General features: G+C 66.0%; 15 protein-coding genes. 8 read left to right on the top strand and 7 right to left on the bottom strand.

Features of this window, described 5'->3' with window-relative positions; genetic code table 11:
• Positions 1-35 precede the first annotated feature (35 nt).
• The 8 genes from ACWGQ2_RS04845 to asd all read left to right on the top strand — a co-directional run bounded on the left by ACWGQ2_RS04845 (position 36) and on the right by asd (position 8847).
• The gene (locus ACWGQ2_RS04845) at positions 36-2261 is read left to right on the top strand and encodes an RNA degradosome polyphosphate kinase (protein ID WP_452014859.1); all 2226 of its coding nucleotides are present in this window, start codon (positions 36-38) and stop codon (positions 2259-2261) included.
• A 38-nt stretch (positions 2262-2299) separates the two neighbouring features.
• The gene (locus tag ACWGQ2_RS04850) at positions 2300-3334 is read left to right on the top strand and encodes an NUDIX hydrolase (RefSeq protein WP_452014861.1); all 1035 of its coding nucleotides are present in this window, start codon (positions 2300-2302) and stop codon (positions 3332-3334) included.
• A gap of 87 nt (positions 3335-3421) precedes the next feature.
• Positions 3422-3946, top strand: a complete 525-nt coding sequence (locus ACWGQ2_RS04855) for a ferritin (RefSeq protein ID WP_452014863.1) — start codon at positions 3422-3424, stop codon at positions 3944-3946.
• Between the two features lie 141 nt (positions 3947-4087).
• On the top strand, positions 4088-5803 hold the full coding sequence (locus ACWGQ2_RS04860; RefSeq protein WP_452014865.1) for a hypothetical protein: 1716 nt from the start codon (positions 4088-4090) through the stop codon (positions 5801-5803).
• The gene (locus tag ACWGQ2_RS04865; protein ID WP_452014867.1) at positions 5800-6201 is read left to right on the top strand and encodes a GntR family transcriptional regulator; all 402 of its coding nucleotides are present in this window, start codon (positions 5800-5802) and stop codon (positions 6199-6201) included. Before ACWGQ2_RS04860 ends, ACWGQ2_RS04865 begins: the two co-directional genes overlap by 4 nt.
• Positions 6198-7004, top strand: a complete 807-nt coding sequence (locus ACWGQ2_RS04870; protein ID WP_452014869.1) for a thymidylate synthase — start codon at positions 6198-6200, stop codon at positions 7002-7004. The genes ACWGQ2_RS04865 and ACWGQ2_RS04870 overlap by 4 nt, the downstream gene beginning before the upstream one ends.
• Positions 7005-7017: 13 nt before the next feature.
• Positions 7018-7680 carry a dihydrofolate reductase gene (locus ACWGQ2_RS04875; protein WP_452014871.1) on the top strand — a complete coding sequence of 221 codons (663 nt, stop codon included), beginning with the start codon at positions 7018-7020 and terminating at the stop codon, positions 7678-7680.
• 24 nt (positions 7681-7704) lie between these two features.
• Positions 7705-8847 carry an aspartate-semialdehyde dehydrogenase gene (gene asd, locus ACWGQ2_RS04880; RefSeq protein ID WP_452014873.1) on the top strand — a complete coding sequence of 381 codons (1143 nt, stop codon included), beginning with the start codon at positions 7705-7707 and terminating at the stop codon, positions 8845-8847.
• Positions 8848-8955: 108 nt separating this feature from the next.
• Here the strand turns inward: asd and ACWGQ2_RS04885 are convergent, their stop codons facing one another.
• The 7 genes from ACWGQ2_RS04885 to ACWGQ2_RS04915 form a co-directional block, all read right to left on the bottom strand.
• Entirely contained in the window at positions 8956-10191 is a 1236-nt protein-coding gene (locus tag ACWGQ2_RS04885; protein WP_452014875.1) for an MFS transporter, read from the bottom strand.
• 51 nt (positions 10192-10242) lie between these two features.
• Positions 10243-10722 carry a MarR family winged helix-turn-helix transcriptional regulator gene (locus ACWGQ2_RS04890; RefSeq protein WP_452014877.1) on the bottom strand — a complete coding sequence of 160 codons (480 nt, stop codon included), beginning with the start codon at positions 10720-10722 and terminating at the stop codon, positions 10243-10245.
• Between the two features lie 113 nt (positions 10723-10835).
• A complete protein-coding gene (locus tag ACWGQ2_RS04895; RefSeq protein ID WP_452015356.1) occupies positions 10836-11909 on the bottom strand; it encodes a UDP-N-acetylmuramate dehydrogenase in 1074 nt (357 codons plus the stop codon).
• Positions 11910-11914: 5 nt separating this feature from the next.
• A complete protein-coding gene (locus ACWGQ2_RS04900) occupies positions 11915-12346 on the bottom strand; it encodes a MaoC family dehydratase (protein WP_452014879.1) in 432 nt (143 codons plus the stop codon).
• 2 nt (positions 12347-12348) lie between these two features.
• Positions 12349-12798: an FAS1-like dehydratase domain-containing protein gene (locus ACWGQ2_RS04905; protein WP_452014881.1), complete on the bottom strand. Its 450-nt coding sequence runs from the start codon at positions 12796-12798 to the stop codon at positions 12349-12351.
• Positions 12795-13025, bottom strand: a complete 231-nt coding sequence (locus tag ACWGQ2_RS04910; RefSeq protein WP_422400607.1) for a hypothetical protein — start codon at positions 13023-13025, stop codon at positions 12795-12797. Before ACWGQ2_RS04910 ends, ACWGQ2_RS04905 begins: the two co-directional genes overlap by 4 nt.
• A gap of 59 nt (positions 13026-13084) precedes the next feature.
• Entirely contained in the window at positions 13085-13996 is a 912-nt protein-coding gene (locus ACWGQ2_RS04915; protein ID WP_452014884.1) for a DUF2797 domain-containing protein, read from the bottom strand.
• Positions 13997-14064 lie beyond the last annotated feature (68 nt).

Here is a 14064-nt window from a genome sequence, read left to right on the forward strand (position 1 = left end):
CGCAGGGCCGGCCAGAACTGCCAGGGAGAAACACTATGGATTCCGACACCGCAGCCGCCGCACGGTCGCCCTTTGGGTCGTCCGAGGCGATGCCTGCCCCGCGGGCCACGCAGGACCGCATTGATATTCCGGATTTTGGCCCGGCCCTGGTGCCCAGCGGCGACATCACCCCGGACCGTTTCCTCGACCGGGAAATCAGCTGGCTGCATTTCAACGCACGGGTGCTCGAACTGGCTGAGGACCCGGACCTCTATCTGCTGGAACGCGTCAATTTCCTCTCAATCTTCGCCTCGAACCTGGACGAGTTCTTTATGGTCCGGGTGGCAGGACTTAAACGGCGCATTGCCACGGGGCTCGCCGTGCCCTCCGCCGCCGGCCTGAGCCCGGTGGAACAGCTGGAACAGATCACCGAGGCCGGCTACCGGCTGCAGCAGCGCCACGCCGAGGTCTTTGCCCGGCAGATCCGCCCGGCGCTGGAGAAGGAGAACATCCATCTGGTGGGCTGGCGGGACCTCGACGACGCGTCCAAGGCCCAGCTGCACCGCCAGTTCGCAGCCAAAGTCTTCCCCATCCTCACGCCGCTGGCCGTAGACCCGGCCCACCCGTTCCCGTACATTTCCGGGCTCTCACTGAACCTCGCCGTCGTGGTGCGCAATCCGGTGAGCGGCAAGGAGTTCTTTGCCCGCGTAAAGGTACCCGACCAGCTCCCCCGCCTGATCTCCGTGGACGGCCCGCGCGCCGGGAACGTTGCCGGCCGCACGGCACGGTTCATTCCGCTCGAAGACGTCATTGCCGAGCACCTGGACCAGCTCTTCCCGGGTATGGACGTTGTGGAGCACTACACCTTCCGGGTTACCCGCAACGAGGATCTTGAGGTTGAAGAGGACGACGCCGAGAACCTGCTGCAGGCGCTGGAAAAGGAACTGCTGCGCCGCAGGTTCGGCCCGCCCGTCCGGCTGGAAGTGACTCCGGACATCAACCCGAGCATCCGCCAGCTGCTGATCCGGGAACTGGGAGTGGAAGCGGATGAGGTCTACACGCTCCCCGGTCCGCTGGACCTGCGCGGCCTGAGCCCCATCAGCCAGATTGACCGTCCGGACCTGCACTACCCCAAGCAGGTGCCGCACACCTCGCTGCACCTGAAGGAATCCGAGACGTCCAAGCCGGCAGATGTCTTTGCTGCCATGCGCCGCAGGGACATCCTGCTGCACCACCCCTATGACTCCTTCTCCACGTCCGTTCAGGCGTTCCTGGAACAGGCCGCTGCCGATCCCAGGGTCCAGGCCATCAAGCAGACCCTGTACCGGACCTCGGGCGACTCCCCCATTGTGGACGCACTGATTGATGCCGCCGAGTCCGGCAAGCAGGTGCTGGCTCTGGTGGAGATCAAGGCCCGCTTCGACGAGCAGGCGAATATTTCCTGGGCGCGGAAGCTGGAGCAGGCCGGCGTCCACGTGGTCTACGGCATTGTGGGGCTCAAGACGCACTGCAAGCTCTCCCTGGTGGTCCGCCAGGAAGTCGACGGGCTGCGGCGCTACTGCCACATCGGCACCGGCAACTACCATCCCCGCACCGCCCGCTACTACGAAGACCTGGGCCTGCTGACTGCGGATGAGAAGGTGGGCGAAGACCTCACCAAGCTCTTCAACCAGCTCTCCGGCTACGCACCCAAGTCCACGTTCAAGCGGCTGCTGGTGGCACCCCGGTCGGTCCGTTCAGGGCTGATCGACCGGATTGAACGCGAGATCGCGAACAAGAAGGCCGGCCTGGACGCGCGGGTGATCATCAAGGTCAACTCCATGGTGGACGAGGCGATCATCGATTCCCTGTACCGCGCTTCGCAGGCCGGTGTCCGGGTGGACGTGATTGTCCGCGGTATCTGCTCGGTCCGCCCCGGCGTACCCGGACTCAGCGAAAACATCACGGTCCGGTCCATTCTGGGCCGTTTCCTGGAGCACTCCCGGGTCTTTGCCTTCGCAAACGGCGGCGATCCGGTGGTGTACATCGGTTCGGCAGACATGATGCACCGCAACCTGGACCGCCGGGTGGAAGCCCTGGTCCAGCTGGGCTCTGCCGAGGACATCGCAGACCTGATCGAGCTGATGGACCGGTATCTGGATCCCGGAACAGCCAGCTGGCACCTGGAGGATGACGGCATCTGGACCCGGCACCACAAGGACGAGGACGGCAACCCGCTTGAGGACGTGCAGTCCTGGCTGCTCGCCTCCCGTTCGCGCCAGCGCGCCCTGGCCCGCCGCTGATGCACGGCACCGAGGACCCCGCCGCGCGGGAGCTTCCTGTGGCAGCGCCGGGAGAAGGCCGGGACACGCCGGAAGACACGGCGGAAGACACGGCGGAAGACACGGCGGCGCTGCTGCTGGACGGAACCGAGACAGCCGTGAACCTGACCGGCGAGCCGAAGGTCATCGCCGCCGGGGCCCTGTGCTGGCGGGTGCGCGGAGACCAGCTGGAACTGCTGCTCATCCACCGGCCCCGCTACGACGACTGGTCCTGGCCCAAAGGGAAGCTTGACTCCGGAGAGACCATCCCCGAATGTGCCGTCCGGGAAGTCAAGGAAGAAATTGGACTGGATATCCGGCTTGGCATCGCCCTGCCGGAAACCCGGTATCCGGTTGCTTCGGGAATCAAGGCCGTCCATTACTGGGCCGCCAACGGCTCCACGGCCAAGCCGCGGCCGGACGGCAAAGAAGTGGACGGGGTCCGCTGGTGCTCGCCGGAAGAAGCGGCCTCCCTGCTGACCAACCCGACAGACAAGCTGCCGCTGGAGGCGCTGGTCACCGCTTTCGAGACCGGCGATCTGGACACCTGGCCGCTGATCGTCGTCCGGCATGCAAAGGCCAAGCCGCGCTCTTCCTGGGCCCGGGCCGAAGGCGACCGGCCGCTCGCTGCCACCGGCCAGCGCCAGGCCAAGGCGGTGGCGCGCCTGCTGCAGGCCTGGCACCCCGACCGGGTGGTTTCCAGCCCCTGGCTGCGCTGTGTCCAGACCATGGGACCGTACGTAAATACGCGCAAGCCCAAGTTCAAGACAGTGGACGCGATCACCGAGCACAATGCCAAGCGCAAACCCGGCAAGGCCCGCCTGGCAGTAGACGCCCTGTTTGAGAAGGCCAAGCCGGTGGCACTGTGCACACACCGGCCGGTTCTGCCGCTGGTGTTCGGCGTCCTGTCAGACCAGATGACGGACCGGATGGCCGCCCTGCTGCCGGACAAGGACCCATACCTGGCGCCGGGTGAGATGGTGGTGTGCCAGATCAGCCGGCGCAACCCCCGCCGGGTTATCTCCCTGGAGCGGTACCGTCCGTTCGACGACTAGCACCGGCCCCACCAAGCCAAGCCAAGCCTTAGCGAGCTAAGCCTATCCGTCCTTTTTTCCGCTGGTCAGCGGGCCTATTGTTGCCGCATGAGCAAATTCACTGAACTTCTGGAAGCCCAGATCGGCAACGAGTTCAATGCCTCGCAGCAGTACGTCGCCATGGCGGTGTACTTTGACGGCGAAGACCTCCCGCAGCTGGCCCGCCACTTCTACGCCCAGTCCGTCGAGGAGCGCAACCACGCCATGATGCTGGTGCAGTACATGCTGGACCGGGACCTCCCGGTGCGCATCCCCGGCGTCGCCCCGGTGAAGAACGACTTCAGCGACGTCGTCGAGCCCATCGCAATGGCCCTTGCGCAGGAAAAGCAGGTGACCTCCCAGATTGAGGCGCTGTTCGCGGCAGCCCGTGAAGAGGGCGACGCCCTGGGTGAGCAGTTCATGCTGTGGTTCCTGAAGGAGCAGGTGGAGGAAGTTGCCTCCATGAGCACGCTGCTGACCGTGGCGCGCCGTGCGGACAACCTCTTTGATCTGGAGAACTTCATGGCCCGCGAGCGTGTGGGAGACGGCGGCGGCGACCACGGCGCCCCCGAGGCTGCCGGCGGCGCCCTCTAACTAACGAGAGGCCAGTTACGGCTGCTTTCAGCCCTGAAAAGAGCCGTAACTGGCCTCTCGACGGAACCTCGAGGGTTGACCACCGGAGTTATGTACCAGAGACTTGGTACATTCTTTCGTCCATAGCTCCGGGGGATCCATATGGCTGAGGCCGCGTTATCGGTACTGGGCACCATCACGTTCTGCACCGTGATCGTTGCTTTTATGATGGTCACCGTCCGGCCGAGGCCAGGCACCGGCCCGAGGACGATCACGGAAGCAGCCCAGAAATACGCCCGGCGCATCGGGATGGTCGCGCTTGGCACGGCACTGTGGCTCCCCGGGGTGCTCCAGCCGGTGCTGCGGGAAACGGGCGGAGAACTCTGGTGGGAGGAGCACTACTCCTTCTCCTCGGCCGTGCTGCAGCTGGGAGCACCCACGGTCCTGGCCCTGGCCGTACTGGCAGTCGGGGAGCTCACCTGGCCACGGCCGCGCGGAACTGTCCGTACCGCCCGGCTGGAACACCGCGGTGTCCTGGCGCTGGTCCCCCGATACATGACCGGCGTTGCCGGATTTCTCTTGGCCTACAACCTGCTGATCCTTACCACCACGCTGGCCCGGGACCCCGGATCCGTTTACGCCTGGCACCTTCTGACGGGCTGGGCTCCGTGGATTCTGCTCACTGTGGCCGCCGTTGCCGGCATCCTCAAGCTCATCTCCGTCCGGCCCGCAGTTCCAGGCACCTCTCCGGAAGCCGACGCCGCACTCCGCCGGGCCTCCGCCCACCGGGTCCTGCGCACCGCAGCCGGTGTCATGATCGTGCTTGCCTGGTCCGGAGGCGTCTTCCTCTCGAACTACCCAAATCCGCCCGGACTCAGCGCAGGCGGCGAAGCGCTGCGGTACGTATCCCTCTGGGTCACCGTCGGCGGCATCCTGGTCCTGCTCAAGCGGGCTCCCCGGGTTCCGCTGCCGGAGCCGTCCTCCTCAGGCGGCCCTGCCCCTGTCTCTTCCCCTCAGGCGGTGAAGGCAACAGCCTCCAGCCTTCGCCTGACCATCGGCGGCACGCTGCTCGCGGCCATAGCCGGAATAGCCGTCTTTGCCCCGAGCTGGGAACACCGGAACTCCCTGCTCCTGGCCGTGGCAGCGGCGGCAGGCATCTTCACTCTGCTCTGTGCGCTGACGGAATTCACCCATGCGCGCCGAATTAGGAAACACTCCCCTGCCGCAGAACCGCTGGGTCCTGAAGCTCTGGAGTTCATCCGGCCGCCGCGCTGGCTGGGGTGGACCGGGACGGCAGCCGCAGCGCTGACGCTGGTTGTCCTCGTGGCGTCGGCACTGCTCGGCCCTTCCGTTGACCGGGCGGCACGAACCTTCCTCGAAGCAGCCTATCCGGGCGATGCAGGTCCCGGCGCCCCTGCGCCGGGTGCAAGGCAGGACCTCGAGCCGTTCTTTGACTGGCGCTATGCCCTGACGGCTGCCCTGCTGGTCCTGCTGCTGCCGCTGCTGACGGATCTGGTCCACCGATTGGTCCTTGCTCGTCCGGCTCTGCCCGATGACCGGGACGCCGACCTGCGGCTGCGCCGGGTCGCCCTGTTCCGCCTGGCCCGGACCAGCAGCGCCGCATGCCTCGCCGCTGCAGGACTGGTGTTCTATGACGTCTCCCTGCACAGCCCCTGGGCCAGCACCTATAACCGGGACATCCCCGTTGAACCTCCGCTGACCTGGCTCACCCCGCTGGTGCAGCAAAGCAACGCAGCCGGCACCCTCCTGCTGCTTGCAGCTGTCGTGGTGGCGTGGCGCCAGTTCGGCCCGTCCCACTTCCCGGATGATCCCCGCTACGCCGAGCAGGCGGACCTTCCTCCGGCCCAGCGGACATGAGCGCACAGATCCGGGTGGATCTGGCCTCTCCCGTCCCGCCGTATGAACAGATCCGTTCCCAGGTGAGTTCCCTCGCATCAGCGGGAGTCCTGGCACCGGGTGACCGGCTGCCCACCATCCGCACCCTGGCCGCGGACCTTGGCGTGGCTCCGGGAACGGTGGCCAGGGCCTACAAGGAACTCGAGGCCGAGGGAACCGTCACAGCGCTGCGCCGCCGGGGCACCGTCATCGCCCAGCGAAGTTTCCCGCCCGCCGAGCACACAGGTTCCGTCCCCGCAGAGGTGGACGCCGCCGTCGGGCAGCTTGCCGCGGCGGCACGCCGGCACCGGCTCAGCGATGCCGTTGTGCTCACGCTTCTGGCCGATGCACTGGCCTCCACTACTAGACTGGAGCCGTGACCACGATTCCCACACCGTACGAAGACCTGCTGCGCGACATCCTGGCGCACGGCACCCCTAAATCCGACCGCACCGGCACCGGAACCCGCAGTGTCTTTGGCCGGCAAATGCGCTTTGACCTCAGCGATTCCTTCCCGCTGATCACCACCAAGCGGGTGCATTTCAAGTCCGTTGCGCTGGAACTGCTGTGGTTCCTGCGCGGAGACTCGAACGTACGCTGGCTGCAGGAACGCGGCGTCACCATCTGGGATGAATGGGCGGACGACGACGGCGAGCTGGGCCCTGTTTACGGCGTCCAGTGGCGCTCCTGGCCCACACCGGACGGCGGGCAGATCGACCAGATCGCCAAGCTGATCGACGGTTTGAAAAACAACCCGGACTCGCGCCGGCACATTGTCACGGCCTGGAACCCGGCTGAGGTGGAGAACATGGCGCTGCCGCCGTGCCACGCCATGTTCCAGTTCTACGTGGCTGACGGCAAACTCTCCTGCCAGCTCTACCAGCGTTCGGCGGACACCTTCCTTGGTGTGCCGTTCAACATTGCCTCCTACGCACTGCTGACCCTGATGGTCGCCCAGCAGGTAGGACTGGAGCCGGGTGAGTTCGTCTGGACCGGCGGCGACGTGCACATCTATGAGAACCACCTGGACCAGGTCACAGAACAGCTGTCCCGGTCGCCGTTCCCGTATCCTAAACTGCGGCTGAGGCGGAAGCCTGCCAGCATTTTCGACTACGAACTTGATGACTTCGAGGTCCTGGACTACCAGCACCACCCCGGCATCAAGGCACCCATCGCCGTGTGAAAGGGCACCCGTCTTGACTGAACTGAACAGGTTCGCTGATTCCACCCGCTACTACCCCGTCGGCCGCGCCGGCGAGGAGGGCCTGGAGCTCGACGACGCTCTGGCAGCGCGCGGTTACGGAAGCACCGGTGTGCCGCTGGTCGGCATGATCTGGGCCCAGACCACCGACGGCGTCATCGGCAAGGACGGCGGGATGCCGTGGCACCTGCCCGAAGACCTCGCCCACTTCAAGGCCAGCACCCTGGGCCATCCGGTGATCATGGGCCGGCGCACCTGGGAGTCCTTCCCCGAAGCGTTCCGTCCGCTGCCCGGCCGGAAGAACATTGTGATCTCCTCCCGCGAGGGACTGGCCGCCGAGCTGGAGCCGTCCGGCGCCGTCGTCGTACCCTCTCTGGAGGCAGCGCTGGAAGCGGCCGAAGGCAGTGACGGCGGGGACCGGATCTGGATTGTCGGCGGCTCCCAGGTGTATGCCGAAGCCGAGCCGCTGGCGGATGTTGCGATTGTCACCGTAATCAACACCGAGACCGACGGCGACAGCTACGCTCCGCGGCTGGGCCCGGACTGGACGTTCAGCGGCGTCAGCCCGGCGCAGGACTGGTACACGTCCGCGAACGGGCTGCAGTACCGCTTCGCCCTGTGGACCCGGAACCGCAGCGTAACCGAGCAGGACGGCTGAGATCGCCTGCCCTAGACTGAAAGCATGACTTCAGCAGCTTCTTCTGTTCCCACCGCGGGCTTCGTCGGCTGGCGGGGCATGGTCGGTTCCGTCCTGATGCAGCGCATGCAGGACGAAGGCGATTTCGACCTGATCAACCCCGTCTTCTTCTCCACCTCGAACGCCGGCGGCGCAGCCCCGTCCTTCGCCGAAGGTGCCGGCACACTCCAGGACGCCTATGACATTGAAACGCTGGCCAAGCTGCCGATTATTGTCACTACCCAGGGCGGCGACTACACCTCCGAGGTGTACCCCAAGCTGCGCGACGCCGGCTGGGACGGCCTCTGGATTGACGCCGCCTCCACACTGCGCATGGATGACAGCGCGATCATCGTGCTGGATCCGGTCAATCGGGACGTCATCGACGCCGGACTGGCGCGCGGGGTGAAGAACTTCGTGGGCGGCAACTGCACTGTGTCCTGCATGCTGATGGGCCTGGGCGGACTGTTCCGCAACGGCCTCGTGGAGTGGGGCACGTCCATGACCTACCAGGCAGCGTCCGGCGGCGGCGCCCGGCACATGCGCGAACTGCTCAACCAGTTCGGCGCGCTGAACTCCGCCGTGGCAGCGAACCTGGCTGATCCGGCGTCGGCCATCCTGGAGATCGACCGCGCAGTGCTGGCCCAGCAGAAGGATCCGTCCATGGATTCCTCCCAGTTTGGCGTTCCGCTGGCCGGTTCGGTGATCCCCTGGATCGATGCCGACCTGGGCAACGGCCAGTCCAAGGAAGAGTGGAAGGGCGGCGCGGAGACCAACAAGATCCTGGGCCTCGGCACGGACTCCGGCCGGATCCCCTTCGACGGGCTGTGCGTGCGGATCGGTGCCATGCGCTCACACTCCCAGGCGCTGACCCTGAAGCTCACCGCGGACCTGTCCGTCGCCGAGATCGAGCGGATCATCGACGCGGACAACCAGTGGGCCAAGGTGGTTCCGAACACCAAGGAAGCGACCATGGAACAGCTCACCCCGGTGGCAGTGACCGGCACGCTGGACATTCCCGTGGGCCGGATCCGCAAGCTTGAAATGGGACCGGAGTACATCAGCGCGTTCACCATCGGCGACCAGCTGCTCTGGGGTGCCGCGGAGCCGCTGCGCCGGATGCTGCGCATCGCCACCGGCAACCTCTAGGGTTTCCGCTCCCCTCATCGAGAGGCCAGTTGCGGCTCTTTCCACACTTGGAAAGAACCGTAACTGGCCTCTCGCTGGTTGATGGGAAGGATGCCCGACGGCGGTGCGCTAGTCGGCGCCGACGGCGGCCGCAGCTTCCGGCACACTGTGCGGATCCGGGTCGCCTGCCCCGCTGCGCAGAAGCAGCAGTCCCGCAGCTACGGCGCAGCAGATGGCTCCCACCCAGAAGGGCGCACGCATGCCGAGCCACTGCGCAACGTGGCCCACCAGGATGGCCGAGACCGCTCCGCCGAACCAGCGCAGGAAGTTATAGCCGGCGCTGTTCACCGCCCGCGGCCCTGTGCCCGAGCTCATCGCCGTGCCGGTGAAGAGGGTGTTAAGGATGCCGGAGAAGATGCCTGAGACCACGATGCCGATCACCACGACCGTCTTGTTCCCGGCAGCCATGCCCAGCAGTACCAGCGCGTAGATGAGCACCGTAATCACCGCTCCCCCTCGTTCACCGAACCAGCCGGCCACCTTCGGTGCCAGCACCACGGATGAGACCGCCACGCACAGACCCCAGCCAAAGAAGACAAACCCAACGAAGAAGGCACCTTCTTCCAGCACAAACGGCGACCAGGCAATGATCGAGAAGAACGCCGCTGTGTAGAACGCCGAGCCCAGGGAAGTCATCAGCAGGTTCCGGTTGCGCAGGGCCAGGATCGGGTCGATGAGCCGGATCTTCTGCCGCGCGGACTTGTCTTTGTCCTTGGCCAGCATCGCTGTGCAGAGAATGACGCCGATCGCCATCAGCACAGCGGTTCCGGCAAAGGGCCCGCGCCAGGAAATGGTGCCCAGGGCAGCGCCCAGCAGGGGCCCGACGGCGAGCCCCACGCCGAGCGCTGCCTCATACAGCAGGATGGCTCCTGCCTGTCCGCCGGCTGCGGCACCCACAATGACAGACAGGGCCGTAGCGATGAAGAACGCGTTGCCAAGTCCCCAGACGGCCCGCAGCCACACGAGCGTCTCGATGCTGTTTGCCAGGGAGCAGGCACCCGCGGCCAGAACGATAAGCACTAGTCCGGTCACCAGGGTGCGTTTGGCGCCAAAGCGGTAGGACATCACACCCGTCAGCAGCATGGCCAGGACCTGGACTCCCAGGTAGGAGCCAAAGAGCAGGGTGGTTTCCGTGGGGGAAGCACCGAGTTCCTCGGTAATGGTGTTCAGGATCGGGTCCACCAGCCCAATGCCCATAAACGCGATCACTGCTGCGAAGGCCGTCACCCAGACTGTTTTCGGCTGGCCTCGCAGCGCGTCCGCCAGCCGGGGATGTGAAGGGGCTTCCCGCCCGGTCTTACTCATATCTGTGGTGCCTTTCAAGGGATGTATTTGACCGTCGGTTGGAGGAGGGAGTCACCCGGCCACGGGAGGGGTGCCGGCCAGCTGCAGGTCTTCGGTATCCGGTCCCAGGGACAGCAGCCGCACGACTGCCGGCAGGGCATCCTGAAGCAGTTTGCGGTCCTGCTCCGGCAGGCGCTCCAGCAGCAGCGCAAAGGATTGATTCCGGCGCTCCACGAGCTGGTCCACCTGTTCCCTTCCCTTCCGGGTCAGGTCAATGACGACCGCGCGCCGATCGGCGGGGTCTGCCCGCCGTTCCACAAGGTCCAGTTTCACCAGCCCGTTAACTACGGAGGTGGCTGAGGGCAGCTGTACACCTTCAAGGGCAGCGAGCTCCCCCATCCGCAGCGGGCCGCGGTCGACAAGGGTGCTCATGACAGAGGACTGCGAGGCAGTCAGGTCCCAGCCGGGGATGCGGCGGCGGCTCAGGTGGTAGAGCCGGGGCAGCATGGGCCGCAGCTGCCGGGATAGCTTAAGGGACTCATCAAAGCTCATAGTTAAAGATTCTAACTATTCGAAGCTCTAAGTTGTAACCCCGTACCCGGGTTAACGCAGAAACCGCCCGTTTGGAACTCCAAACGGGCGGTTTCGCTGTTTCGGCTTGCGGGTTACAGGGAGCAGTTTATGAGCAGGGGTTCCGGATGCAGCCGGATACCAAAGCGCTGCTCGACGCCGTCGGCCACCGCCCGGGCAACGGCCAGCAGGTCTGCAGCCGAGGCGCTTCCGCGGTTTGTCACGGCCAGGGTGTGCTTGGCGGACAGGGATGCCCGCCCGCCGGCCAGCTCCTCCCCCGCTGTGCCCGGGAGGCCGAACCCCTTGCCGAAACCTGCATGCTCGATCAGCCAGGCGGCGCTGAGCTTGACCATGCCCGGGTCAGCAACGGGATAACGCGGTGCCTCGGCGGGGAGCCGGTCAGCATCCGGTGCGGGCAGGATCGGGTTCGTGAAGAAGGATCCGGTGCTGTAGGTGTCCGGATCCGCAGGGTCCAGGACCATGCCCTTGCCGGCACGCAGCCGCAGGACCTCACGGCGGACAGCGGCGGTATCGGCACTCTCGCCGACCTCGACGCCAAGTGCGCGCGCCAGTTCCGCGTAGCGCACGGGTGCGCTGACGGTTCCCTTGGTCACGGCAAACTCAACGCTCAGGACAACGTAGCGCGGAGATCCGTTCACCGTGGTGCGCTTCAGCAGCGAATCCCGGTAGCCGAACTCCAGTTCAGCGGCGCCGAACCGGCGGCGTGAGCGTTCCTGCCGGTCCCAGGCCAGCACCGAGACAATGCTGTGCGAAACGTCGGCGCCGTAGGCACCCACGTTCTGCACCGGCGTCGCCCCGGCCAGCCCCGGAATACCGGAGAGCGCTTCAAGTCCGGCGTAGCCTTCGGCCACTGTCCGGGCCACCAGGTCGTCCCACGGGTGTCCGGACTGGACGTCGACGACGGCGGTGCCGCCGTCGCCTTCGCGGAACTCAATGCCGCGGTTGCCCACGTGGACCACCGCGCCGTCGAATCCTGCGTCGGAAATCAGCAGGTTGGAACCCCCGCCAACAATCAGCAGCGGTTCGGAGGCTTCATCTGCCGCCCGCACCATGGAGATAAGCTCATCGGCGGTTTCGGCGTTCAGGTAACGGCGTGCCGGGCCCCCCACACGGGACGTGGTCAGGGATGCAAGCTGCATCGAGGTCAGAGCGCTCACCAGACCCGTACAACCGCCTGTGCCTTGACCAGCACCTTCTGGCCATTGAACATCACCGTCAGGTCGATCCGGGCGGTGGAGTTGTCAGGGTCCACTGCCCCAACTGTTCCGGTGACTTCGACCACGGCGCCCGGGGCGCCGTCGACGTCCTCCACCGTGACCGGCCGGGTAAAGCGGGTCTGGTAATCCAGGACGGCGCCGGGGTCCCCGATCCAGTCGGTGACCAGCTGGACGGCTGCCCCCATGGTGAACATGCCGTGCGCTATGACGCCGGGCAGGTCCACGGACCGGGCGAAGCGTTCGTTCCAGTGGATTGGATTAAAGTCTCCGGAAGCGCCGGCGTAACGGACCAGGTCCGCCCGGCTGATTTCCAGGGTGGTCCGGCCGATTTCCTGGCCGGTCTGCAGTTCGCTGAGTGCAATGGACATGGCTACTGGCCCTCTCCCCGGACGAGGATGGATGAAACCGTGGTGGCGACCTTCTCGCCTTCCACGGTGGAGATCTCCGCGCGCGTGGTGACAAGGGCGCCGTCGCCCATGGCCCGCACATTATCCACGTGCAGTTCCGCCAGCAGGTCATCCCCTGCCACGATGGGGCGGTGGTGGGTGAAGCGCTGGTCCGCATGGACAACCCGGGAGAAGTCGATGCCGGCTTCCGGATCCCGAATCAGCTGGGCGTCGGCCTGCTGGGCCACGATGATCGCGAACGTGGGCGGAGCAACGAGGTCGGCGTAGCCAAGCTTCTGGGCAGCGGCGATTTCAAAGTGGGCGGGGTTCGTGGCCTTCACAGCCCGGGCGAACTCCCGGATCTTTTCCCGGCCAACCTGGTAGGACTCGCCTGCCGGGTATCTCCGGCCGGCCAGCTCGGGGTTGATGCTCATTTGTTTCCCTTCATCCGGCGTCGGGCGTCACGGGCCCGCACCACCATACCGCTCAGGTGCACGCTCATGCCCACAACAATCACCGGCAGGGCCAGGTACATGATGACTTGCTGGTTGGTCACCGCTCCCAGGAGGACCATGAGGATTCCCGCGCCGGTGACTGAAAGAGCAATGACAACGAGACGGCGGTAGAGCGGCGAACCGGTTTCCCAGGGGGTGTTAAGCATGGCTTCAGAATACAGTCGCGGCACCGGCACCGCCGAAACGGCAGTGCTCTGCAGGGCCACTAGAAAAGGTGCTGCTGGAGTGCCGGCAGCTCGGTCCGGAAGTCACCGAACTCAAGCCGCTGCCCTTTCAGGACGGTGAGGTCGGCCAGGAAGCTGAGGCCGGCGTCGTCGGTGGCCGCGAGCGCGGTGCTGCCCAGCATTCCACGGATAACCAGGCCGTGGTCCCCGGTGGACAGCGGAAGCGGGTACAGCGCCGGCGCCTTCTCCTCCAGTACCGTTTCGAAGGCCCCGGGCCGCGGCCATGTTTCCTTCACAACCTCGAATCCGTCCGGATCCCGGTCGAACAGGACTGCCCGGGCGCCGTCGGCGTGGCCCGCGTTGATGGCCCGGAGCTCTTCGGCGGGCAGCGGGGACGCCAGTGCCGCGCACTTGTGCCCGGCACGCACGGCCTGGGGCAGGCCGAGCGCGCTGGAAATCTCGTCCTCCAGGACCCGGATCTGCAGTCCGTTGGCGGCACGCGCCACGTACTGGGCTGCGAGCGCTCCCTGCTCGGTCAATCGCAGGACCTTCCGCCGGTCTGCCGCTGTGCCAACCTTGGTGGTCCCGTCCGCGAAGGTGGCAATGTAGAGCCACTGCGGCCGGGCAAGATAGTTCCTGAGTCCGTCCGGCAGCTCTCCGCCCCGGTGGCTGTTGTGCACCAGCCGGCCCTCGTCCTGAAAGAAGCACCGTTTGCACTGGTAGCCCCGCTCCGCAGCCGCGTTCGCCGGACACGGCTGGGACCGCCGCCCGTCCTCCCCCAGCAGCTCGTAACCCAGGCAGTACCGCGGCACCTCGGACCGGTTGCGGAAGCGCAGCTCTGATCCGGGCCCAAGCCTCAGTGTTGCCCTGTTTCCGCCGGGCTGAAGAAGGCGCAGGAAGGCGCCCTGGTCATCCCACGACGTGCCGCCGCAGAGGTACGTGGAATTCGTCATTCGGCAGAGGCCTCCGGGAAGCTAGGGGTTCAGTTTCACGGTACCTCACGGGCTGGTGTGCTTCCGGA

This window comes from Arthrobacter sp. NPDC055585, from assembly GCF_053619115.1.

Bases quoted from the DNA above. Each gene is read 5' to 3' on its own strand.
- ACWGQ2_RS04845 (WP_452014859.1), top strand. From the start codon at position 36: ATGGATTCCGACACCGCAGCCGCCGCACGGTCGCCCTTTGGGTCGTCC.
- ACWGQ2_RS04855 (WP_452014863.1), top strand. From the start codon at position 3,422: ATGAGCAAATTCACTGAACTTCTGGAAGCCCAGATCGGCAACGAGTTC.
- ACWGQ2_RS04860 (WP_452014865.1), top strand. From the start codon at position 4,088: ATGGCTGAGGCCGCGTTATCGGTACTGGGCACCATCACGTTCTGCACC.
- ACWGQ2_RS04865 (WP_452014867.1), top strand. From the start codon at position 5,800: ATGAGCGCACAGATCCGGGTGGATCTGGCCTCTCCCGTCCCGCCGTAT.
- asd (WP_452014873.1), top strand. From the start codon at position 7,705: ATGACTTCAGCAGCTTCTTCTGTTCCCACCGCGGGCTTCGTCGGCTGG.
- ACWGQ2_RS04885 (WP_452014875.1), bottom strand. From the start codon at position 10,191: ATGAGTAAGACCGGGCGGGAAGCCCCTTCACATCCCCGGCTGGCGGAC.
- ACWGQ2_RS04890 (WP_452014877.1), bottom strand. From the start codon at position 10,722: ATGAGCTTTGATGAGTCCCTTAAGCTATCCCGGCAGCTGCGGCCCATG.
- ACWGQ2_RS04900 (WP_452014879.1), bottom strand. From the start codon at position 12,346: ATGTCCATTGCACTCAGCGAACTGCAGACCGGCCAGGAAATCGGCCGG.
- ACWGQ2_RS04905 (WP_452014881.1), bottom strand. From the start codon at position 12,798: ATGAGCATCAACCCCGAGCTGGCCGGCCGGAGATACCCGGCAGGCGAG.
- ACWGQ2_RS04910 (WP_422400607.1), bottom strand. From the start codon at position 13,025: ATGCTTAACACCCCCTGGGAAACCGGTTCGCCGCTCTACCGCCGTCTC.
- ACWGQ2_RS04915 (WP_452014884.1), bottom strand. From the start codon at position 13,996: ATGACGAATTCCACGTACCTCTGCGGCGGCACGTCGTGGGATGACCAG.